This is a genomic window from Methylomonas lenta (genome assembly GCF_001644015.1).
In the GTDB taxonomy this organism is placed as follows: domain Bacteria; phylum Pseudomonadota; class Gammaproteobacteria; order Methylococcales; family Methylomonadaceae; genus Methylomonas; species Methylomonas lenta.
This window is the reverse complement of the sequence record NZ_LUUI01000120.1, coordinates 1-21,494: the sequence shown is the minus strand read 5'-3', so window position 1 is coordinate 21,494 and position 21,494 is coordinate 1. Positions and strand designations below refer to the sequence as shown.

Genomic DNA, 21,494 nt, shown 5'->3' with positions numbered 1-21,494 from the left:
TAAATAAAGCTTTTTTGCCTTATTATAAATCTCCTCTCCCCAACCCTCTCCAGCAGGAGAGGGAGCTTTTTCTTAACTTAATGGCATTGACTTAAAACCCTGCTCAATAAGGCTATAGGCCAATAGTGATGAACAATTAATTGTCAGCCCGCGAAAATTGAAAGGGATTTAATGCCTAGATAGCCATTCGTCCCGCATGGCATCCAAACGTTGCATCATATTGTTTAATGCATTAACTGAATCTTGATGGAATGGATGCGCACGATTGTGAACAGGGTGCTTGGTGTCGCTCAATAGCTCATTGATGAAGTTTTCTGCCTCCATAATCTCTTGTGGAAGCGAATCAGGTTTTTCGGCCATCTGAATAACAAATAAGTTTAAAGTAACGCGGACATAAAAAAGCCCACAATAAGTGGGCCTCGTCCGGTAATATTTTTATTTTTTGGACGCCCACCATTTAGTTATAGCAGGTTAATAGCTTGCGCATTTTATTATTCTTGTACCGTATAAAACGGTCGCTTTCATCTCCCCTTTAAAGATACGCTCTAACGAATCGTATTGACATCAGTCAAGGTGGGCGCATTTTAGGGAATAAAAAATCATCTGTCCAGAAAAATGTGACAATTTGTCGCAGACTAAATGCTGCCTGCTGATTGTCAAACCAGCGTTACTGACGCGAAGGCATATTCTGCAGACTCAACATCACAAATAACCATCCCATCCTGTCACCTGCTTATCAAACGTATCCTTGAACTGTAGCCGCGAATAAAACCAAGCCAATCCCCCTTCCGCTCTTGAAACAGCGTATAAGTTAAATTTCGGATTACTTTAATTCGTTGGTGTTCACTGGCATACAGGCATCATTTCCAATAATTCAAGCAAACTCATCAATAATTTGGAGTGAATACCATGAGCAAAGCTCAAAAAAGTAACAAAGAACAAAAGAAAGAACCGGCTTTAAGCCCAAAAGAAAAGAAAGCTGCTAAAAAAGCCAAGAAAGATTCTATGAACTAAGACATTCAAACCATTTAAAACCGGCTTTCTCCCGGTATGCCTCGCAGAGTATTGATGGCATGTTGGTCCGGGATTAGCTTTGCGAACCTGTCAGTCAGGTTTTGGATATGTTGAAATAGCTTAAAAAATTATGGCCGGGACTACAAAACCCGGCCGACACCAAGAAATCATGCTGCGACCTGAGCTTTATTTGCCGCTTTTACTGCTGGTTTGCATGAAAATCTGATTTTAACTGACTAACCTTGGCTAGCCCCCACCCTTCTTAACCATCATTCCCTTGCTCGGGTTATACCCCACGATCGCAGCCCCCATAAACAGCAAAAACGCCGCGCCGGTAAAAATCAGGGCTTGGCTGTTGAATTGTTCATACAAAGCAAAGCGGATCAATTCTACTGCTTGCGAGAACGGATTGTATTGGGCCAGGGTGTAAAGAATCTGGCTGGACTCCTTGATTTTCCATAAGGGATACAGCGCCGTGGACATGAAAAACAACGGGAAAATAACGAAATTCATCACGCCGGCAAAATTCTCCAATTGCTTGATGAATGACGATAGTAACAAACCCAACGCACCCAGCATCATACCGACCAGCACCAGGGCCGGCAGTACCCATACATACCCCATCAGTGGCGCCTGGATGTCGTAAAGCCAGGCAATACCGAGGAAAGCGTATGACTGCAACACCCCCACTGCAGTGCCGGCGATCAGTTTGCTGCACAGCAAAAACCAGCGCGGTAGCGGGCAAACCATCAACATGCGCATACTGCCCATTTCCCGATCGTAAACCATAGACAACGAACTTTGCATGCCGTTGAACAGCAAGATCATGCCGAGTAGACCGGGTGTGATATACACCTCGTACAAGATATAGGTTTCGTAAGGCGGGCTAATGGCGATGCCCAGTGCGGCGCGAAAGCCAGCAGCGAATACGAATAACCAAACCAAAGGCCGCACCAAAGCGGAGATAAAACGCTCACGTTGATGTAAAAAACGCAGCACTTCGCGTCCGACGATGCCTGTCATGGCGCGCCAGTAATGTAACACTCTCATACTTGCGATCCTTTATGCCCTGCAGGGTATTTTTGCTCTTCCGGGTTTTGAGTCAGTTTTTGGAATACCTGGCCGGCATCTGCGCAGTTGGTAGCTTGCAGTACATCGGTCAGCTTACCTTTGGCTTTGATCTGGCCTTTATGCAATACAATCAAACTGTCGTCAGCGGCAATTTCGTCGATCAAATGCGTGGCCCACAGTACCGCTAAATCTTGCTGTTTTACCAAGGCATGCACATGTTCGACGATGGCTTGCCGGCTGGGCATATCTAGTCCCACGGTAGGTTCGTCCAGCAATAACAATTTTGGTTTGTGCAATAAAGCACGGGCGATTTCCACCCGGCGCTTATGGCCGCCGTTCAACAACCGGACCTTTTCCCCTCGCCGCTCAAACATATCCAAACGTTCCAGCTCTTCCTGGATACGTTTGTCGGCGGCTTTACGGCTTATGCCATGTAAAGCGGCGTGATAGCGTAAATTTTGGCTGACAGATAAATCCGGGTCCAGTGTGGTTTGTTGAAACACCACGCCCAACTTTGCCAATGCTTTCAGGCTTTGTCTTTTCAGATCATATCCGCACAATTCAATCCGCCCTTGCCTGCTATCGTACAAACGGGTGATTAAGGAAAACAAGGTACTTTTACCCGCCCCATTCGGGCCGAGTAAAATCGTGCATTCGCCGGATTGCACCGTAAAACCTATCTTATCCAATGCCTTTTTAGCACCATAGGCAAAACTTAAGTTTTCAACTGCTAACGCAATATCAGTCATGGTTTAACCGCCACACCCCAAGGATATCGGCCCACGGCTAAAGATTTGGTGACTTTGTGTGCCTCCAAATCTATGATGGAAATATCGTTGCTGGCACCGTTGGTGGTGTACAAGCGTTTTTGATCCGGCGAAAAGGCCAGATTCCAGACTCGCTGACCGACCAGTAAATATTTCTCCACTTGATAGGTTTGGGCATTAATGACAGCCACTCGGTTTGATGGACCCATGGCCACATAAGCATAGCGACGGTCTTTATCGATCAGTACACCGACCGGTTGAATTTGCTCGCTGGTCAAACCTTGCACCTCTAATTTGATGGTTTGCACGATTTGTTTGCTGGCAGTATCCAACACCATCACAGTACCTGCCATTTCAGATGTAGCCCATAATTGTTGACTATCGGCAGTAAAATTAGCAGCGCGTGGTCGCGGGTCCACCAGGGTGTTTTCAACGATTTTGCTGGTTTTGGTATCGATCCAGTGCAGCATATTGGTGGTTTCAGAAGCACTGATGGCCCATTTATTGTCCGGGCTTACCGCTATGCCTTCCGGCTCTACACCGACTTTAATCTTTGTCAGGGCTTTTTTAGCGGCAATATCGATCACCGTTACTTCGTTATCATCTTCGTTGGAAACATACATCAACTTGCCATCCGGACTGATGGCAAAAGTTTCAGGATCTTCGCCGGATGGTAAATTGCCGATTTCTTGCAGGGTTGCACTATCCAGAATTTTAATGGTGTTATCGTCACTGGTAGCCACAAACACTTGCTTGCCATCCTGACTAACCGCAATGCCGCGTGGCCGTTGACCGATGGTCACGGTTTTCAGCAATTTGCCTTCTATAGGGTCGACAATGGCAATCGCATTGTCTTTTTCCAGGGTAACGAAAACGGTTTCGGCATGCGCAATGCTTCCTGATAACAGAGCTGCGGCAAGCATAGTAATCTTGAATTTCTGCATGGTCTTTTTCCTTATTTACAGGTGGATTCGGGTTGATCGTAACCCAGGGTATCGAGTTCGGATTTGGGATGTAAAAAACCATCCAGCGGCGCAACACTAACCATAGAACGCGGCGCAGCCAATAAAATCGGCTGGCGTAACTGACCATCCCATGAGCGAAACGTCAGCGGCTTACCCTTGTAGCCCTGCAAGGCAAACGCATCGGACAGCATGTAGTCCTTAATCGCCTGCACCTGATCGGATTTTGCCCTGACGCTGGCTTCGCCAATCGCCCGCACCGCCAGATAAGCGGCGTAGTCTTCTTCTTCCATCCAGCGACCGGCCTGCTCTTTAAAGCGATTTTGCAGTTGTACGGCACCCCATTGCTCATGGGTGCGATGCCAGGCGGTGGCGGTTAAACCCTGGGTGCCTATGACAGGACGGGGGAGCCAAGTGCGGTAATCGAGATATTCGCCAAACAAACCTTGTTCGTCAGCCACCACCAGCACATCGTAATCTTCACCCTGCGTGAATTGCGGCACATCGGATTGTGCGCTACGGCGAGCATCGTAAGTATTGTCCCAGGCTTTTTCAGCTACCAGTTTCATGCCGTAGCGTTTGGCAGCTCTTTTGATGGCGGCGGCATATAATTGATCTTCCGGCGTTTGCCCCACGACCAAAAACCAGTTTTGCCAACGTTTTTTAAGCATATATTGCGCTAATGCATCGGCCCGCATGGCTCTATTGGGTAAGATGTGTAGTACATGATGCCGGCATTGAGAACCGCGCAATTCATCATCGCTAGTCACAGCATCGAATAACAACTTGTTTTGCGCCGCCGGCAAATCAGCTAGTTGATTGATTTGCGCCGGTTTGACGTTCAACACCACAAAACCGACATCGTCACCCAGCTTGTTAAAGGCTTGCACAATATCGCCCCCTATCGGCACAATGACTTTTTTTAGTTCATACTGCTGATGGGTAAATTGGCCAGTGGTATTGTTATCGCTAGTGGCCAGTTCTGCACCCAGTTCACCTTTGTTTTGAATGAAAGGATCCAGATTGGATAGCGCAGCCGGTGCTTCACGCTCTTGAGAAAGATAAGCGATTTTGATGAGTAGTTTGTCTGCAGCATTTGCATGACTGCTTAAGCCGATCAAAAACAACAAAGCCAGGCAATTAATTTTTTTAGCCATATTTTTGATATAAAAATTGTAAAGATGATAATTTTAACGGATAAACCTTATCCCTGTGCGCTGAATAATCCAGCCAGTCGCTATTGAATTTTCATCAATAAACGCTAATACTTAAGTAATTTTTTTATTCGGTTCAATCAATATGACACCAAAAGATTTACCCATGATTGATTTTGATGAACTGGATCTTGAAATCGAACTTGATAGCTTACTGATCAATAAACGCATTTCGGTACGTTATCGTCGCAACGACATTCAGGCTATGCTTAAAACCCGCAGCTTTTTATTCCCGAGATTGTTTAGAGTCGCTCTTTTGGATATCAGCAGCAAAGGCGCTGCCATCATTAGCCATAAAAAATTAAGGAGCAATTCCCGGGTTAGCTTTTTTCTGCAGTTTAAAGATGGCAGACGCTTTACCATTAGCGGCAAAGTAGCGAACACGCAGGCGGCTCCTCGCTACGGTCTTAAGTTTGACACTTATCAAACCGAGCTGGCCGAGCATTTATTACACACCCAAACCGACTTGTTATTCGGTTAATTATTTATTCTCATCATGCCTATTCTCAGTCAGATTTATCTTTACCCTGTCAAATCCTTATCGGGTATAGCAGTATCCAGCTGGCCGGTTGCTAATAACGGTTTGCTGCATGATAGAAAGTGGATGTTGATTGATGAACAACATCAGTTTTTAAGTCAGCGCCGATTGCCAAAAATGGCGTTGATTAAAACCCGTATCGAACAAGACCAATTAATTCTAACCGCGCCCGGTCAGGAAGAGCTAGTGTTAGCGTTAAACCCCATCGCTGGCGATGAGATTGAAGTTACTATCTGGCATGATCAATGTATGGCCAAGACAATTTCATCTCAAGCAGACGATTGGCTGAGTGAATTTTTACAAACCTATTGTCGCTTGGTATATCACCCGGACGACCAGCAGCGTCAAGTAGACCAGCGATACGCTGAAGCGAGCGACCAAACCGCTTTTGCCGATGGCTTCCCGTTTTTAATCGTTGCAGAAAATTCTTTGCTGGCGTTGAATCAAGCCATGCAATTAGAACTTGGCATACAACGTTTTCGGCCCAATTTAGTGATTGCCGATTGTGCGAGTTACGCCGAAGATAGCTGGCGTCGTATCAGTATTAACCAGATTGAATTCAGACTGCCCAAACCCTGTTCCAGATGCTCGGTTCCTGCCATCGACCCCGAAACAGCTATCATCAATAAAGAACCGCTTACCAGCTTGAGCCGATTGCGCAGATGGGAAAACAAGGTTTATTTTGGTCAAAATGCCTTACACGATAGTATTGGCAATCTCACCATCGGCGATATTGTTACTATTTTGGAAACCGGCGATATGCAACCGCCTATTCCGTTAGTTCAATAAATTAGTCATTACAAACTGAAACTGTTCAATAGACAGCCCAAACAGGGTGAAGGCACGCAACTTATTCACCCCAAGTCTTATTACAAATGATTACGCTCGGCGCCGAAAACCTTGTGAAAACACAGTCATTATCCCGCTGAGAAAGAATAACATCGTGCCCGGCAGAGGGACTTGGCTAACAAATCCGGCAGCAACCAATGCATGAATTTGGGTTGTGGGATGGAAATCATCCCAAAACACATGCGCGGCAGGATCAGTACAGACAGAGAGCAGGCTGACGCAAGCATCGGTGATATTAGTAAAACCATACGCTGCAGGATCTTGAGCGATGTTATTGAAAAAACCAAAGGTGTCAAACTGCGCAATATGGGTTGCAGGAAACAAGGCAGCCATTCCACTGAGCTGTAGGGCCAGTTCGCTATTAAAGCCAACCGAGAAGCCTTCAGCTGCACTAATTGCATCTGCACCCTGTAATTGTACAAACGGTGTCATACCCAAGTTGGGAATATTGGGCACCAAAATATAGTCTGCACCTCTTCTGGCAAGAACATTCACATAACCAGCGATATTCTTCGCGGCTAACTGCGGTGAATCCTGCGTCAAAAAGTCATTAGCACCACCCCAAACCACATGCAGCGCATCATTGCTTACGCCGCCACTGAAACTAGACAAATAAAGCCCGATTTGCTGCGCCATGCCGGGTAAAAGATAACTACTAGACTGAGAGCCGCCATCGCCATAATTTCCAATGCCTGAGGTTGCACCCGCGACAGCAAAATTAAAAAAATTACTGCTACTGCTACCGCCTGGCAATATGGCATCAGCCAAATACTCCACAGCCGTTTGTCCATTTGAAAAACGCCCTTCGTAATAAGTTGGACAAGGATGAGACGGATCACAATCACCGCCAATGAGATTATAAATACTCAAAACCGAGGAAGGACTTGCCCCGCTATCGGAAAGACTATCTCCAAATACGTACACACTTGAAAACGTATTGGCTTCAGCCTGGCTAATGGATAGCAACGGCAGCAATAAAACTGCGAGAACTTTTATTTTATTTTTCATCTTATTATCGCCTTATGAGGAATATCAAGTTTTAAATCCATCTTCCGCTGATGATCATACATAAGCAACTTCTATTGTCTAGCGAACTAAATGTGTGAGACGACGAAACTGCTGACCTTGACAGGATCTGCAGCTCAATGACGACTTTTGATGACACGCCAAATTGTCTTTACATTAGACCTAGGCGATGGCAATAACCAGGTAATCAGAATTTCTTCACAGGCAGCCATTACACAAACATAGGCTGCCATCCGGAATGGCCAAACCGGGCCACCGAAAAACAGAATGTATAAAGAAATGCCCATGCAGGCGGCGGCCATTTTTACTGACCAGGTATGATAACTGGTGAAGCGACCAAATTTGCTGAAGCCAAACAGCGCAGGCAGCAAGCAGCTGGCAATAATCATCCCGACATACAGCAGCTCACGAGTGACAATTTCCGGCCACAGCCACCAACAACCCACGGCAATCGTCAAATAATTAATCACATCGGCCCAGCTATCTAAAATTGCGCCAAACTCAGACGTCAGCCCCATCCAGCGCGCCACCATGCCGTCGAGCAAATCGGATAAAAATCCTGCCGCCAATAAGGCCATAAACGCAATTGGATAGCCATGCCATGCCAGCCAAAGTAAACCAGGCGCGGCTAAAAACCGAAAACCGGTCAACAGGTTAGGCAAGGTTAATTTGGATTCTGCCTGATTATTTTTCATAACGAAAACGATGCCACTAGTGGTGCATGATCAGACAATAAGCGCCAGGGGAATTGGCATAAGCGCTCACATGATAAGGGGATAAAGCCTCGGAAATAGATTCTATCCATGGTTAATACCGGTAGCCATGCCGGAAACGAACGAGCATGACGGCCATGGGTAGTTAAAAATACTTCCTGCAAACCCAAACAATCTTGGAGTTGTCGTTCCGCCCGTCCCAACCAGTCATTAAAATCGCCTGCAACAATCAAAGCTGCGTCATTCGGCACATGGCTGTCGATACGCTCACACAAGCTGCTGAGTTGTTGCTTACGTTCCATGCCAGTCAAGCCGAAATGCACGCAAATCACATGAAGTTGCCGATTATCCGGCAGCCGGATCACGCCATGTAATAAACTGCGACTAGCCCAGCTATAAGGCGAGACGTTGATATTTTCCCAGCTGTCGAATGGATGCTTACTCAGAATGGCGTTGCCGTGATGCCCGGCGGCATAAATGGCATTTTTGCCATAGGCATGATGAGGCCAAATGTCTTCTGCAATAAACTCAGTCTGAGAGAGCAGCGGCCAGTCCTGCACCTGCTTTTCTTTATGACGATGCTCGCCTTGGATCTCCTGTAAAAACAATATGTCGGCATTGACGCCAATCAACGCCTGCCGAATTTGATGCAATACAAAGCGACGATTGCCGGTGTTAAAGCCTTTGTGGATGTTGTGGGTTAACACCCGTAATACCTGTTCAGTCATCGATAAATTGCCTGTTTGCTGGGAATGCGTGATGCCGTTAATAAGGCCTCTGACGAATATGCCATTTATACAACAACGGTGACACGAATTCTTCTATCACAAAGAACAGCACGACTAGCAAAACAATATCCAGCGCACTCAACCCCAACGGGGTACTCAATATCCATGCCGGTAATAATGACTCTGGGAGGGTATCCAGCCCACGGGCGCGGCTGCTTGCTGTTTTGCCCAAACGACGTTTACAAAAACTGGCAAACAAATCACCCAACATGCTTAGCAAGCCAAACAAACCACCCACAACAGGGTCGAAACCCAACAAGCCGGCAACGACAGTAACAGAGAAAACTGCACAAACTAAACCGCGCCAGGTTTTCGAATGGCCGAATAAAGGCTGGCCATCACTCAGTTTCAGCCCGGCATCCAGCGGGCAAGCATAACGCTGGCGAAAAACGTTTCTGGCCAAAATGGGCGCAGCATTGGCCGAAACTAAAAGTAACAACGCCACTGCAATGCAAGTAAAACACCCGGACATCATGCGAGCAAAATCCTATCAGGCAGCGGTAATTAATCAGGCTTAAGATTGCGTATCATCGGTTATGCAAAACGCCGCAGAGCACCCTCAATTGCATTAACAAGCTAAAGCGTATGTATGATGAAACCTTATGTTTTAAGTCTATCCAGAGTGATATTAATACTTGCTTCACCATCATTCAAATACATCTCGCCATCCTGAATGGTGCATTGCAATTGCATAGTGCGATTCATCAGCGCATCCACGCCATCCGCATGAATATGAAACACCGCCAGATTACTAAAGCGGGCTAAATTGGCTTTTTGTTTATCCCACCAGACTTTTGCCTTAGCGTCATGGTAGGTATAAATAATCACTTGTTTGGCACGCCCACAAGCCTTGCGTATCCTTTTCTCATCAGGCTGGCCCAAGTCTATCCACAAATCAATCTCATTGGTAAGCGCCTTTGCCCAAAGATCAGGTTCATCATCGCTACTCAATCCTTTTGTGAAAGCAAGCTGCTCATTTGCATTCGCAGCAAAGGCAATCAAACGAATCATAAATCGAAAGTCCGTTTCTGATGGATGTTGCGCCAGGGTTAAATCATGGCTTTGATAATAATGCCGATCCATATCGGCGATATTGATTGAGGCTTTATTAATTGTAGAACTGATAGCCATAAGGCGGCCTTGATTGGGGTTAGGAGAGGTAGACTGCATTATACGCTAAGCCTACTTAACCAATGCTCTGCTGCAGCTACATTCCCACGCTTCAGCCCTCATAGTTATATAAAGACTAAACTACCAAGTGGCTAATAGAAGTAGGAGCACAATGATGAGCAGCTGGGCCGAAAGCGTCTGAACAAAAGGCGAAAATGGATAAACCTGCCCCCAATTTCGTGAAAATTAGCTATTATTTGCAGACAAATCGCGGATACTGTTAAACAGCTAACAAAAACCCAAATTCCGCGCTCAATAACAATTAAAAGGAGTCGGTAGCAATGACGGCACTCTCCCTAAAACCACTAGTCTGGATAAGTTCGGAATGAGTATCCAACCGGCTAAATTTCAAATGCTGGATGAATCGGGCCAAGCCTGGCAACCGCAACGGGTATTACTGTTTAGCGGTCATATGATAGATGCGCCCGATCGAAGCCCGCCCCGCTTCCCGCCGGAAAAAGCCGAACTCGCCGCTCTATGCATTGCAAACAGCCTGGACGATTTGCAAGCCGGCTCAACCGATCTGGCCCTTACCCAAGGCGCTAACGGCGGCGACATCCTGTTCGCCGAGGCCTGCCTGCAACGCGATGTAAAATTACAACTGCTGCAACCCTTCACGGAAGCGGAATTCATAGCAAACTCCGTTACCCCAGCTAACAGCGACTGGCTGCAACGTTACCAAGCCATTAGGCAACAACTATCCACGCCGCCCTTAGCCGCACCCAGCGAGCTCGGCGGCCTGCCCCCGGACATGAACTCATACGAACGCTGCAACCTCTGGTTATTGAACAGCGGCTTGGCTTACGGCCCGGAAAAACTGGTGTTCATCTGCCTGTGGGATGGCGGCGGCGGAGACGGCCCCGGCGGCACCGCGCATATGGTGGCGGAAGTACAAAAACAGCACGGACGAGTGATTTGGCTGGATACCCGAACTTTATGCTAGCGCTGACGGATTTAAGCGCGGTTCCAACGCAACCCTCCGCCGACGTTTTCGCCAGCGCCGACTGGGATTTGTTAATTCAGGTAACGGAAGGAATTCGGTCATCGGTCCGGATGCACTGCTGGTGGAATTAACAGACCAGGTATGCGAATTTTGGGCAGCATGGACTCTGTCCGTGGTTAGAGTCCGACGCAGTCAGATTGCTTATTTTTTACCGGTCAGCATCGACACGAATCCGATAAGAGCCGCCTACTCTGTTATTGATTGCCGGAATCCAGGACATAAAAATAATTGACTTCTGGCAAATAGGTGTTGAGCATAAATTGTTATTCCGGAGTACAAACCTAGGTTTGTACTGCTTGCCTGAACAGAACCCTTATTGCAACAAACTCTAAGCTTAAATACAGGAATCACCCATGAGCCAAACCGTGTTAGACCGCATGCAAGCCCCCGGCCCCAAGAAAATCCTCGCCTGCGATGGCGGCGGCATCTTGGGTTTGATGAGTGTGGAAATACTGGCCAAGCTGGAATATGACTTGCGGGTAAAGCTGGGCAAGGATGACAAATTCGTGCTGGCGGATTATTTCGATTTCGTCTGCGGCACCAGCACCGGGGCGATTATCGCCGCCTGCATCGCCAGCGGCATGTCGATGACTAAAATCAGACAGTTCTATCTGAACAGCGGCGAACAGATGTTCGACAAGGCCTCGCTACTGAAACGTCTGCGTTACAGTTATAACGACGAGCCGCTGGCGAAATTACTCAAACAAGCCTTCGACGAGCAATTGCTGGAAAGCAACGCCACGCTGGGCAGTTCCAAATTGCGTTCGCTGTTGATGATGGTGCTGCGCAATCACAGCACCGATTCACCCTGGCCGGTCAGCAATAATCCGCTGGCCAAATACAACGACCTCAGCCGGCGCGATTGCAATCTGTTTTTGCCGTTATGGCAATTAGTGCGGGCCAGCACCGCCGCACCGACCTATTTTCCGCCGGAAGTGGTGACCTTTGCAGAGGGCTCGCCGGAGGAATATAACTTTATCTTCGTCGACGGCGGCGTTACCACCTATAACAATCCGGCCTATCTGGCTTTTCAAATGGTCACCGCCGCGCCCTATAAAATCAACTGGCCAACCGGCGAGGACCAGTTGTTGATCGTTTCGATCGGCACCGGCAGCGCTGCCAAAACCCTGGCCAAAAACACTGATGTGGGCGAACTGAATATTTTGCATTTTGCCCAAAACGTACCGTCAGCGTTAATGAATGCGGCCTCTGCGGGTTGGGATATGGTCTGCCGCACCTTGGGCGCTTGCCGGCATGGCGGGCTTATCGATAGGGAAATCGGCGATATGCTACAGTCACCCAACACAGCTAATTTCAGCGGGCCGAAATTATTCAGTTATTTACGCTACGACCCTTCGGTCACACGGGAAGGACTGGATGCCTTGGGTTTACGCGATGTCGATCCGGAGCATGTGCAAACGCTGGATTCGGTGGCGTATATCGGCGACATCCAGCGGGTCGGCATCGAGTACGCCAAAGCGCATATCAAGCTGGAACATTTTAAAGGCTTTGTCTGATTCTAATTCAATAAGGGGAGATCAACATGGCGGAACAACAACAAAAAACCTGCTTCGTGGTGATGGGCTTCGGCATCAAAACCGACTATCACACCAGCCGCGAGCTGGACCTGGACAAAAGCTATAAATACATCATCAAGACGGCGGTGGAAGACGCCGGACTAAAATGCATCCGGGCCGATGAAATCCCGCATGCCGGCACCATCGATGTACCGATGTTCGAGCAATTGCTGAAGGCCGATGTGGTGTTGGCGGATTTATCCACCTCCAACTGCAATGCCATTTACGAACTGGGGGTTAGGCATGCATTAAGGCCGCGCACCACCATCATCATCGCCGAAGAGCAATTCGCCAATCCGTTTGACGTTAACCATATCCTGATCCGCCGCTATCGGCATGATGGCAAAGTGTTGGATATTGAAGAAGTGGACCGGTTTCGAAAGCTTCTGAAACAGGCCATTATCGACATTGTCAATGCAGAACAAAACGATAGCCCGGTGTATACCTATTTAACTAATCTTGAGCCACCGGAAGAACGCATCGTCACCACCGCCAAAGCCAGCAATATCTTTTCGGCCATAGCTCCGGAAGCAGCCGCTGCACCGGAACCGGAACCGACGACTCCGGCGATATCGGTATTGCTGCAACAAGTAACCGAAGCCCGGAAAAACAGCGATTTTTTACTCGCCAAAGCGCTGCTGACCACCTTGCACAACTTATCTCCTCGCCAATCGCAATGGGTGCAGCAACTGGCCCTGGTCACCTATAAAGCTAAATACCCCGACCCGCACAACGCCCTGCTTGAAGCTAAACAGATTCTGCAAACCCTGCAACCGGAGTCATCGAATAATGCCGAAACCTTGGGTATTTGGGGCGCCATTCATAAACGGTTGTTCGACATCAGCCATGATCTGGCCGATCTGGATACGGCCATCAGCGCTTACGAAAAAGGCTATCGCTTACAAAACGATTACTACAACGGTATCAATTGGGCCTTCCTGTTGAATGTGCGCGCATCCTTAACTCAGGATAGAGCGGAAGCCATTACCGATTTTATGCTGGCCCGCCGCACCCGCGAGGATGTGTTGAAGATCGCCGATGCCAAACTCGCCGAGCTAAAGACCATCAAGGATGTGGAAAACGACGATGATAGGTACTGGGTATTAGCCACCAAGGCCGAAGCCTGGGTCGGACTGGGTAATGACGCCGAAGCCGAGAAATGCCTGCAACAAGCTCAGCCGTATTCCGAATATTGGATGTGCGAATCCAGCAAACTGCAAATCGATGCGCTGAAGAAATTATTGCAAAACTCGCCTCTGGATGGACTATAACGATAACAACGCTTTACCGGGCTGAACGATTAACAAGGCCCTCATTCACACCTCAGCGGAGCACCTGCCATGGCCAAACAAAACTATAAAAAATTAATTACTCAAGCCCAGGAACTCATCGACCAAACCCAGCCTAGCGGCACCCCCGCCGACTCAGCGGCGGATAAGTGCTTGATGCTATCCAAGCAACTGTATCAACAAGGCGAAGTGCGCGTTTCGCGGCAATTATTAGTCAAGGCCCGTGAATTACTCAAGCAACAGGGCGAAGCCTGTTTGGCTAAAACAGCTTTAGATGAAACAGAAACCCTGACATTGACCAAACGTCTAAAAAATGTGGATGAACATGCGCTGGCGCGGGAATTATTACAAAAACTGCTCGCGCAAGGTTGTAGCGACGATTTGGCGATAAAAGCCACCCAGCAATTAGCCTTAAATACCTATAAAGATGGCGAACTGCCGCCAGACGAACGCTATAGCCAAGCCTTAACAATTTTGGAAGGCATAGGCTTGCGCAGCTCGGATTGCAAGGATCCGGAAACCTTGGGCCAAGCCGGTGCCATTTATAAACGCAAATTCAACCGCTCCGGTCGCCTGGAAGACTTGCAAGCCGCGCATTATTTTTATCAGCGCGGCTGGACGAAAAACCCGCAACAGGACATGGGTTACTGCGGCATCAATGCGGCGTTTATTCTGGACAAATTGGCGCACCGGGCCCATGTCAATGCAGCCCGTGAAAAAATCCCCGATACCGAATGTGAATCCTTACGCAAGCAAGCCGGCGACTTGCGCAAGCAACTATTGGCCGATTTGCCTAATTACGCCACCGTGCAGGACCAAAACATCCTGCAACAGTGGTGGTTTTTGGTGAGCATGGCGGAAGCCGCTTTCGGCCTGGGCCAATGGGATGAAGCCGGCAAATGGCTGGAGCTAGCCAAAAACACCGAACATTTCGAGTGGGAACAGCAGACCACCACCCAACAATTGGTGGCTATCGCCCGTATGCACGGTTTTGTGCCGCCTGCAGAGGGTCAATCCGCCAAGGATTGGGCTGCGCCGTGGCAGGCTTTAAGCCTTTTATTAGGGGCCGACGCACCCGCCAGTTTTGAGTGTTTTCGCGGCAAGGTCGGCTTGGCACTTTCCGGCGGCGGCTTCCGGGCTTCGCTGTATCATCTAGGTGTACTGGCACGTTTGGCGGAAGTGGATGCCCTACGCAGCGTGGAAGTATTGTCGACCGTGTCCGGCGGCAGCATCGTCGGCGCGCATTACTATTTGGCCCTACGCAAAATGTTGATGGAAAAAACCGACGCCGAAATCAGCCGCGACGATTACATCAAGCTGGTGCGCGAAGTGATAACGCAATTTTTTAACGGCGTATCGAAAAACCTGCGAGTACGCGCCTTGGCCAGCCTGCCCGACAACTTTAAAATGCTGTTTCAATCCGGCTACGGCCGCAGCAATCGTATGGGAGAGTTATACGAGTCCTACTTCTACCAACAAGTGGAAGCTTATCAAGTCGCTACCGACGGCCTACCGAACATGCGGCCCATGCACGATTTACGCATTCATCCGCTCACCGCCGATCAACTTGGCAATACCACCTTTACCGACGAAAACTTCCGCCCCCAACAAGCCAACTGGCGGCGCCGATCTAAAGTACCGACCTTGCTGTTAAACACCACCTCGCTGAATTCCGGGCATAACTGGCACTTTACCGCCAGTTTTATGGGCGAGCCGCCGGGACTGACCGGGCAGGACATCGATATGAACCAGCGCTACCGGCGGCTGTATTACTGGCAAGCACCTACCGAAAAACTCAAACACTATCCGTTGGGATACGCGGTGGCCGCTTCCGCCGGAGTGCCGGCCCTGTTCGATCCGTTGGAATTAGAGGATTTGTATCCGGATCGCACTATCCGGTTGGTGGATGGCGGTGTGCATGACAATCAGGGCGTAGCAGGATTACTGGATGAAAGCTGCGATTTGATTTTATGCAGTGACGCCTCCGGGCAAATGGACGATCAAGCCTCACCTAAAAAAAGCGCCTTGAGTGTGTTTTTTCGTTCCGACAGTATTTTGCAGGATCGGGTACGGGAGGCTCAATATCAAGACCTGGAAGCCAAAGCTAAAAATAATGCCTTGCAGGGTCTGTTCTTCATACACTTAAAACAGGATTTGCATTCCGACCCGCTGGACTGGATACAGTGCGATAACCCTACTCCCGAGCCGCAACGACCACATTGCACGGATTACGGCATAGATCGCGGCCAGCAACGCCGCCTGGCCCAAGTCCGCACCGATCTGGATACCTTTACCGAAGTGGAAGCTTATGCCCTGATGGCCAGCGGTTATGCCATGACCAAGCATCAATTGTCTGAACTGGACCGGCAACACCAAGACTTGCAACTCAACGGCCATTGGGCCGATTTCGATATCCAGGCACCTGCACAAGACTGGCCTTTCAGCAGTATCGCCCCCATCCTGGCGGCCGATCCGGAAGCCGGTGATTCCAAGGCAAAGGATTTGGCCATGCAACTCAACGCCTCCAGTTTATTGGCCGGCAAAGCCTTTGTGCTTATCCCTACTCTGAAATACGCCTTTATAGCTTGCGGATTATTGCTGTTGGCTCTGTTAATCTATTGGATTAAACAAAACTGGCTGGATAACACCACGATTACGCTGGGCGTCGCCAGCATCACCACGGCCATTATTATTACTTTGGTCGGTGTGTTACTGCCTTTTGGTAAATATCTGCAACCTTTGGATACTGCGCGCAAATGGATAGGTTTAGCTGTGCTCGGCACTGTGGGTTGGGTGTTGGCCAATCTGCATTTGAAGTTTTTCGACCAGTGGTTTAAACAGCGCGGCAAATTGCAACGTTTGCTAGATTTGTAAACACTACATGAAGTCGTTGCGGCGCTGATGTCTTCCGCGCCGCAGCTTCTGACATGGACTAATCAATGGGGGCTGCGTGAATAACTTCGACGGTCAAATCCTGTTCGCATTAATCGCGTCTTTAATTCTGGCTTGGGTGGGTAGCTGGTTCGTTGCTAGGCGCTATGCCGACAAAGTATTGGAACTCATGCAAATGGGTGCCGAGCCAAACGATGAAGTACCCGCCGACACCCCTGAATCGGCGCAATTGCCGGCTACCGTTTCGGCCGTAGCAGGCAACGTGCATCTTGTAAAACAAAACCGCGCCGCCAGACGCAATTTATGCCTTGCCCTGACCTTGAGCTGTCTGGTGTTAGCCGCCATTATTGCCGCTGTCGCCCAATCCGCTTATGTCACCGACGGCTTTAGTTGGCGGCGACTTTTAACGCTCACGTTGGTATTCGCCTGGCCGGTGGTGCCGACCATAGGCCTGCTGGAGCGTTGGCCGCGCGGTAAAATATTTTTCATTTCGCTGCAATACGTCGCCCTATCAAGCGTGATCGTGATGCTCAATTCCGACGAAAATCAGCTTTTTTTGCCGGTATTGCTGTGGCTTTTTTCCCAGCAACTGCCTTTGCTGCTGATAGTATTTTTCATGACCGGGCCTAGATTGCGCAGCACAGGCCCTTATCTGATTTTGGTTTTTTTTATTTTAACGGTTTCGTCCTTGCTGGGATTGAGCGCCCTGGAACATAGCCTTGGGGATAATGTTGATAGCTGGATCATCGATTTAGCCCAAATGACGAATGCCTATGTGGTATTTGGCCTGTTCAGTATTGCCCCCTGGCTGCTGGTGTTTTTTCCCGTACGCTTTTTGGCCCGCCGTCTGGCTTATGCTTACCAACGCAAAGCCTTTTCCGAACCGCTTTATCTGGCTGCCGGTTTGTGGATTGTCACGTTGCTGATTCAGGCCTTGACCTTAAGCCATTCCATCGATTGGCGGGCTTATCACTTATTATGGGCCTGCCTGCTGTTTCCCATCTTTACACTCTTGATGCGGCCGGCGTTAAGACCCCGCCATCAACCACCCACGCTGTTGCTGTTGCGGGTGTTTCGCGGCGACAACAGTATCGAGGCTCTGTTTGATCAGGTTATCGAACACTGGCGCTACTCGGGCAATACCTTGTTGATTGCCGGCAAGGATTTAGCCCTGCGCAATCTGGAACCGGATGAATTATTCGGTTTTTTAAGCGGCCGCCTGCAAGAGCGCTTTATTACGAATGGCGACCGTTTACAGCAGGTTTTAAACGGATTGGACTTGAGTAGCGACCCGGATGGCCGCTACCGGGTCAACGAGTTTTTTTGTTTCGACAGCACATGGAAAATGGTGCTGGAAACCCTGGTAAACCAAGCCGACCGGGTATTGATGGATTTACGCGGCTATACCACCGACCGGCAGGGTTGTAGTCACGAATTATCTGTACTGGCTGATAAACCGCATCTGAAAAAGCTGATCATCCTGTTTGATAAACAGACTGACAAGACTAGCGCAGAATGGTTGCTGGCGGATAGCCGCTTGAAAATCAGCTGGATTGACGGCGAAAAGCGCCCGGCACAAACAGCGGATGATTTATTAAAAGCACTACTCAGCAACGCCTGAAGCCATGCAAACGCCTGCACTGCGCTGTAAGAAAATCCTGAACCAAAAGATATTACTCAAGGCGTGACAAGTTCACCACGAGTGGCTTCAACAGCTTATCGTTCTTCCTGAACCCGTCACGAGACTTAAAATGTAGACATTTTCAGCGGCAACGCTGCATTTTTTCGACAATTTTTAGTACAAAATCATCTGACGTAACATTTAGACAATCCAAATTAAATGTTACGCCGAAATAAAGCTGTAAAATTGAGCATTACTAGCCTATAGATAACGAATCTCAAGATATGAATAAAGACGTGTCAGTTCAGCACACCCCGATGATGCAGCAGTTTATGCGCATAAAGTCTCAACATGCCGAGACCTTGCTTTTCTATCGGATGGGCGATTTTTATGAGCTGTTCTTTGATGACGCTAAAAAGGCTGCGCACCTGCTCGGCATTACCTTAACTGCACGTGGACATTCCGGTGGTCAGCCGATTCCGATGGCCGGCATTCCTTATCATGCCGCCGAAAATTATATTGCTCGGCTACTAAAACAAGGCGAATCGATTGCGATTTGCGAGCAGGTTGGCGACCCGGCCACTTCCAAAGGCCCGGTAGAACGTAAAGTAATGCGTATCGTCACGCCCGGCACGGTGACTGACGAGGCGCTGCTGGAAGATCGAAAGGATAACTTTCTAGTTGCCTTGGCGATATTTGATAAGCTTTATGGCCTGGCCGTGCTTGACATAGGTAGCGGCAAATTTGTGCTGCAGCAGGTGGACAGTGAGACTCAATTACTCAGCGAAATCGAGCGTCTGAATCCGGCAGAATTGCTTTATAGCGAAGACATTGCTTTACCGATGGCCATAAAAGAGCGTAGTGGCTTATGTAAACGTCCGCCCTGGCATTTTGATCTGGATAGCTGCCGACAACTGATTTTAAAGCAGTTCAACAGCCATGATTTAAAAGGCTTCGGTTGCGAGCACTTGCCGGCAGCAATCTGTGCTGCCGGTTGTTTGTTGCAATATGTACGCGATACTCAACAAAGTGCCCTCCCCCATATCCAGGGCATCCGCGTTGAAGACTGCGATGACAGCATCAGCATGGATGCCGCCAGCCGCCGAAATCTGGAACTGGACTGCCACCCCAGCGGCCAGTTGCAATACACTTTATTGGGTGTGCTCGACAAAACCGCTACCGCTATGGGCAGCCGTTGTCTGCGGCGCTGGATACACCGCCCGTTACGTAGCCATGAGGTTATCAATGCGCGGTATGCCTGTGTTGCCAGCCTGATGGAAAACCAGTTGTACCAGAGTCTGCAAGACAGTTTGCAACATATCGGCGATATCGAACGCATCAGCTCGCGCATAGCCTTAAAATCTGCTCGCCCGCGCGATTTACTGGGATTACGTCAAACCCTAGCAGTATTACCTGACTTGCAAACGCAATTGGCTGGCAGCGACAATCCGCATCTTGAAACACTGCGAACACAACTGCGCGAACATCCGGAACTCGTCGATTTATTACAACGCGCCATCATCGACAACCCACCGGTATTGATTCGCGACGGCGGCGTGATTGCGCCGGGTTATCATGCCGAGCTTGACGATTTACGTAACCTGAGCCAAAACGCCGACCAGTTTTTAATTGATATGGAGCAGCGTGAACGCGAAAACACCGGCATTAACAATTTAAAAGTTAATTACAACCGCGTGCATGGCTATTACATCGAAATATCCAATGCTCAAGTCGATAAAGTACCGGCGCATTACACCCGTAAACAAACCTTAAAAGGCGCGGAACGTTACATCACAACCGAGTTAAAAAGTTTTGAAGATAAAGTTTTAAGCGCACGGGAAAAGTCGCTGTCCTTCGAAAAAGCCTTGTACGATGAACTGCTAACCACACTGGGCGAATCATTACTGGATTTACAAACCTGCGCCCAAGCCTTGGCCGAGTTGGATGTGCAGGTCAATTTTGCTGAACGCGCCGACACGCTTAAGCTGACACAACCCGAATTAAATCAACAAGCCGGTATCGAAATTGTTGGCGGTCGACATCTGGTAGTGGAGCAACTCTCCAGTATTCCGTTTGTTGCCAACGATTTAAATTTTTCCAATGAACGCAGAATGCTGGTAATTACCGGTCCGAATATGGGCGGTAAATCAACTTATATGCGGCAAACGGCTTTGATGGTATTGATGGCACACATTGGCTGTTTTGTGCCTGCGCAATCTTTGCGCTGCGGGCCGATAGACAAGATTTTTACCCGCATCGGCGCCTCCGACGACCTATCCAGCGGCCGCTCCACCTTTATGGTGGAAATGTCGGAAACTGCCAACATCCTGCATAACGCCACCCGGAATAGCCTGATTTTGATGGACGAAATCGGTCGCGGCACCAGTACTTTTGATGGCCTTTCATTAGCTTGGGCTTGTGCCGATTATCTGGCCCGTCAAACCCGGGCTTACACCCTGTTTGCCACCCATTATTTTGAGCTAACCACGCTGGCAGACGAACAAACCGGCATTCACAATATTCATCTGGATGCCATGGAACATGGCGATAAAATTGTATTTTTACATGCGGTAAAAGATGGCCCGGCCAGTCAAAGCTATGGTTTGCAGGTTGCCGCCTTAGCCGGAGTTCCGCAAAGCGTGATTAACCATGCTAAAGACAAACTAACCCAATTAGAAAACACCGCATATATCGAGCAGCAAGATAAAAATGAAGTGAATCAACTGGATTTATTCAGCAGCCGCGAATGTCATCCGGCAGTGGTCATGTTGGAGGCGCTAGACCCAGACAACCTGAGCCCACGTCAGGCATTGGATACTTTGTATCGTTTAAAAAAAATGTTGCAAGCATTTTGAAAAGGATTCAGCCTGCTTTGGGAATATCGCCTCTGACAAAACCCTAAGGAATGCGCATGAAACAAGTTCGTCAGCTGTGGGTGCGAATTTATTCGCACTGTGCGGATAAATCCGCACCTACACAGGATTCTTGCATATGATATTC

The 21,494-nt window shown here is 48.7% G+C and carries 18 protein-coding genes; 8 read left to right on the top strand and 10 right to left on the bottom strand.

What is annotated here, in order from left to right:
• Window positions 1–168: 168 nt before the first annotated feature.
• The 5 genes from A1359_RS14400 to A1359_RS14380 all read right to left on the bottom strand — a co-directional run bounded on the left by A1359_RS14400 (window position 169) and on the right by A1359_RS14380 (window position 4,971).
• A complete protein-coding gene (locus A1359_RS14400; protein ID WP_066984384.1) occupies window positions 169–360 on the bottom strand; it encodes a hypothetical protein in 192 nt (63 codons plus the stop codon).
• 900 nt (window positions 361–1,260) lie between these two features.
• Window positions 1,261–2,064 (bottom strand): ABC transporter permease, encoded by an 804-nt coding sequence (locus tag A1359_RS14395; protein WP_066984381.1) that lies wholly within the window; start codon window positions 2,062–2,064, stop codon window positions 1,261–1,263.
• The gene (locus tag A1359_RS14390; protein ID WP_066984379.1) at window positions 2,061–2,834 is read right to left on the bottom strand and encodes an ABC transporter ATP-binding protein; all 774 of its coding nucleotides are present in this window, start codon (window positions 2,832–2,834) and stop codon (window positions 2,061–2,063) included. Before A1359_RS14390 ends, A1359_RS14395 begins: the two co-directional genes overlap by 4 nt.
• Window positions 2,831–3,796, bottom strand: coding sequence for a PQQ-dependent catabolism-associated beta-propeller protein (locus A1359_RS14385; RefSeq protein ID WP_066984376.1), 966 nt, complete (start codon window positions 3,794–3,796; stop codon window positions 2,831–2,833). Before A1359_RS14385 ends, A1359_RS14390 begins: the two co-directional genes overlap by 4 nt.
• Window positions 3,797–3,807: 11 nt before the next feature.
• Window positions 3,808–4,971: an ABC transporter substrate-binding protein gene (locus A1359_RS14380; protein WP_066984373.1), complete on the bottom strand. Its 1,164-nt coding sequence runs from the start codon at window positions 4,969–4,971 to the stop codon at window positions 3,808–3,810.
• A gap of 142 nt (window positions 4,972–5,113) precedes the next feature.
• Here A1359_RS14380 and A1359_RS14375 point away from each other — a divergent pair, with 142 nt between their 5' ends.
• Window positions 5,114–5,509: a PilZ domain-containing protein gene (locus A1359_RS14375; RefSeq protein ID WP_066984369.1), complete on the top strand. Its 396-nt coding sequence runs from the start codon at window positions 5,114–5,116 to the stop codon at window positions 5,507–5,509.
• A gap of 15 nt (window positions 5,510–5,524) precedes the next feature.
• Complete coding sequence (locus A1359_RS14370; RefSeq protein ID WP_066984366.1) at window positions 5,525–6,355, top strand: MOSC domain-containing protein; 831 nt, start codon at window positions 5,525–5,527, stop codon at window positions 6,353–6,355.
• A gap of 90 nt (window positions 6,356–6,445) precedes the next feature.
• Here A1359_RS14370 and A1359_RS14365 read toward each other — a convergent pair whose 3' ends face one another.
• The 5 genes from A1359_RS14365 to A1359_RS14345 all read right to left on the bottom strand — a co-directional run bounded on the left by A1359_RS14365 (window position 6,446) and on the right by A1359_RS14345 (window position 10,073).
• Complete coding sequence (locus A1359_RS14365) at window positions 6,446–7,423, bottom strand: SGNH/GDSL hydrolase family protein (RefSeq protein ID WP_066984363.1); 978 nt, start codon at window positions 7,421–7,423, stop codon at window positions 6,446–6,448.
• A gap of 134 nt (window positions 7,424–7,557) precedes the next feature.
• Complete coding sequence (locus A1359_RS14360) at window positions 7,558–8,136, bottom strand: CDP-alcohol phosphatidyltransferase family protein (protein ID WP_066984360.1); 579 nt, start codon at window positions 8,134–8,136, stop codon at window positions 7,558–7,560.
• On the bottom strand, window positions 8,133–8,882 hold the full coding sequence (locus A1359_RS14355) for an endonuclease/exonuclease/phosphatase family protein (RefSeq protein WP_066984357.1): 750 nt from the start codon (window positions 8,880–8,882) through the stop codon (window positions 8,133–8,135). Before A1359_RS14355 ends, A1359_RS14360 begins: the two co-directional genes overlap by 4 nt.
• A gap of 37 nt (window positions 8,883–8,919) precedes the next feature.
• Window positions 8,920–9,417, bottom strand: coding sequence for a CDP-archaeol synthase (locus tag A1359_RS14350; RefSeq protein WP_083960656.1), 498 nt, complete (start codon window positions 9,415–9,417; stop codon window positions 8,920–8,922).
• A gap of 125 nt (window positions 9,418–9,542) precedes the next feature.
• Window positions 9,543–10,073, bottom strand: coding sequence for a YaeQ family protein (locus tag A1359_RS14345; protein WP_066984394.1), 531 nt, complete (start codon window positions 10,071–10,073; stop codon window positions 9,543–9,545).
• 364 nt (window positions 10,074–10,437) lie between these two features.
• Between A1359_RS14345 and A1359_RS14340 the strand changes: the two genes are divergently transcribed.
• The 6 genes from A1359_RS14340 to mutS all read left to right on the top strand — a co-directional run bounded on the left by A1359_RS14340 (window position 10,438) and on the right by mutS (window position 21,349).
• The gene (locus A1359_RS14340; protein ID WP_066984354.1) at window positions 10,438–11,055 is read left to right on the top strand and encodes a hypothetical protein; all 618 of its coding nucleotides are present in this window, start codon (window positions 10,438–10,440) and stop codon (window positions 11,053–11,055) included.
• A 413-nt stretch (window positions 11,056–11,468) separates the two neighbouring features.
• Window positions 11,469–12,632 carry a patatin-like phospholipase family protein gene (locus A1359_RS14335; protein WP_066984351.1) on the top strand — a complete coding sequence of 388 codons (1,164 nt, stop codon included), beginning with the start codon at window positions 11,469–11,471 and terminating at the stop codon, window positions 12,630–12,632.
• Between the two features lie 26 nt (window positions 12,633–12,658).
• Entirely contained in the window at window positions 12,659–13,963 is a 1,305-nt protein-coding gene (locus tag A1359_RS14330; protein WP_083960655.1) for a TRAFs-binding domain-containing protein, read from the top strand.
• Window positions 13,964–14,032: 69 nt separating this feature from the next.
• Window positions 14,033–16,855: a tetratricopeptide repeat-containing protein gene (locus A1359_RS14325; RefSeq protein ID WP_157200560.1), complete on the top strand. Its 2,823-nt coding sequence runs from the start codon at window positions 14,033–14,035 to the stop codon at window positions 16,853–16,855.
• A gap of 76 nt (window positions 16,856–16,931) precedes the next feature.
• The gene (locus tag A1359_RS14320; RefSeq protein WP_066984348.1) at window positions 16,932–18,494 is read left to right on the top strand and encodes a hypothetical protein; all 1,563 of its coding nucleotides are present in this window, start codon (window positions 16,932–16,934) and stop codon (window positions 18,492–18,494) included.
• A 284-nt stretch (window positions 18,495–18,778) separates the two neighbouring features.
• Window positions 18,779–21,349: a DNA mismatch repair protein MutS gene (gene mutS, locus A1359_RS14315; protein WP_066984345.1), complete on the top strand. Its 2,571-nt coding sequence runs from the start codon at window positions 18,779–18,781 to the stop codon at window positions 21,347–21,349.
• The last annotated feature ends 145 nt before the right edge of the window (window positions 21,350–21,494 follow it).

Excerpts from the sequence above, each read along its gene's own strand:
- A1359_RS14325 (WP_157200560.1), top strand. The coding sequence starts at position 14,033 with ATGGCCAAACAAAACTATAAAAAATTAATTACTCAAGCCCAGGAACTC.
- A1359_RS14335 (WP_066984351.1), top strand. The coding sequence starts at position 11,469 with ATGAGCCAAACCGTGTTAGACCGCATGCAAGCCCCCGGCCCCAAGAAA.
- A1359_RS14375 (WP_066984369.1), top strand. The coding sequence starts at position 5,114 with ATGACACCAAAAGATTTACCCATGATTGATTTTGATGAACTGGATCTT.
- A1359_RS14390 (WP_066984379.1), bottom strand. The coding sequence starts at position 2,834 with ATGACTGATATTGCGTTAGCAGTTGAAAACTTAAGTTTTGCCTATGGT.
- mutS (WP_066984345.1), top strand. The coding sequence starts at position 18,779 with ATGAATAAAGACGTGTCAGTTCAGCACACCCCGATGATGCAGCAGTTT.
- A1359_RS14355 (WP_066984357.1), bottom strand. The coding sequence starts at position 8,882 with ATGACTGAACAGGTATTACGGGTGTTAACCCACAACATCCACAAAGGC.
- A1359_RS14350 (WP_083960656.1), bottom strand. The coding sequence starts at position 9,417 with ATGATGTCCGGGTGTTTTACTTGCATTGCAGTGGCGTTGTTACTTTTA.
- A1359_RS14330 (WP_083960655.1), top strand. The coding sequence starts at position 12,659 with ATGGCGGAACAACAACAAAAAACCTGCTTCGTGGTGATGGGCTTCGGC.
- A1359_RS14380 (WP_066984373.1), bottom strand. The coding sequence starts at position 4,971 with ATGGCTAAAAAAATTAATTGCCTGGCTTTGTTGTTTTTGATCGGCTTA.
- A1359_RS14360 (WP_066984360.1), bottom strand. The coding sequence starts at position 8,136 with ATGAAAAATAATCAGGCAGAATCCAAATTAACCTTGCCTAACCTGTTG.
- A1359_RS14370 (WP_066984366.1), top strand. The coding sequence starts at position 5,525 with ATGCCTATTCTCAGTCAGATTTATCTTTACCCTGTCAAATCCTTATCG.
- A1359_RS14400 (WP_066984384.1), bottom strand. The coding sequence starts at position 360 with ATGGCCGAAAAACCTGATTCGCTTCCACAAGAGATTATGGAGGCAGAA.
- A1359_RS14395 (WP_066984381.1), bottom strand. The coding sequence starts at position 2,064 with ATGAGAGTGTTACATTACTGGCGCGCCATGACAGGCATCGTCGGACGC.
- A1359_RS14385 (WP_066984376.1), bottom strand. The coding sequence starts at position 3,796 with ATGCAGAAATTCAAGATTACTATGCTTGCCGCAGCTCTGTTATCAGGA.
- A1359_RS14345 (WP_066984394.1), bottom strand. The coding sequence starts at position 10,073 with ATGGCTATCAGTTCTACAATTAATAAAGCCTCAATCAATATCGCCGAT.
- A1359_RS14365 (WP_066984363.1), bottom strand. The coding sequence starts at position 7,423 with ATGAAAAATAAAATAAAAGTTCTCGCAGTTTTATTGCTGCCGTTGCTA.
- A1359_RS14340 (WP_066984354.1), top strand. The coding sequence starts at position 10,438 with ATGAGTATCCAACCGGCTAAATTTCAAATGCTGGATGAATCGGGCCAA.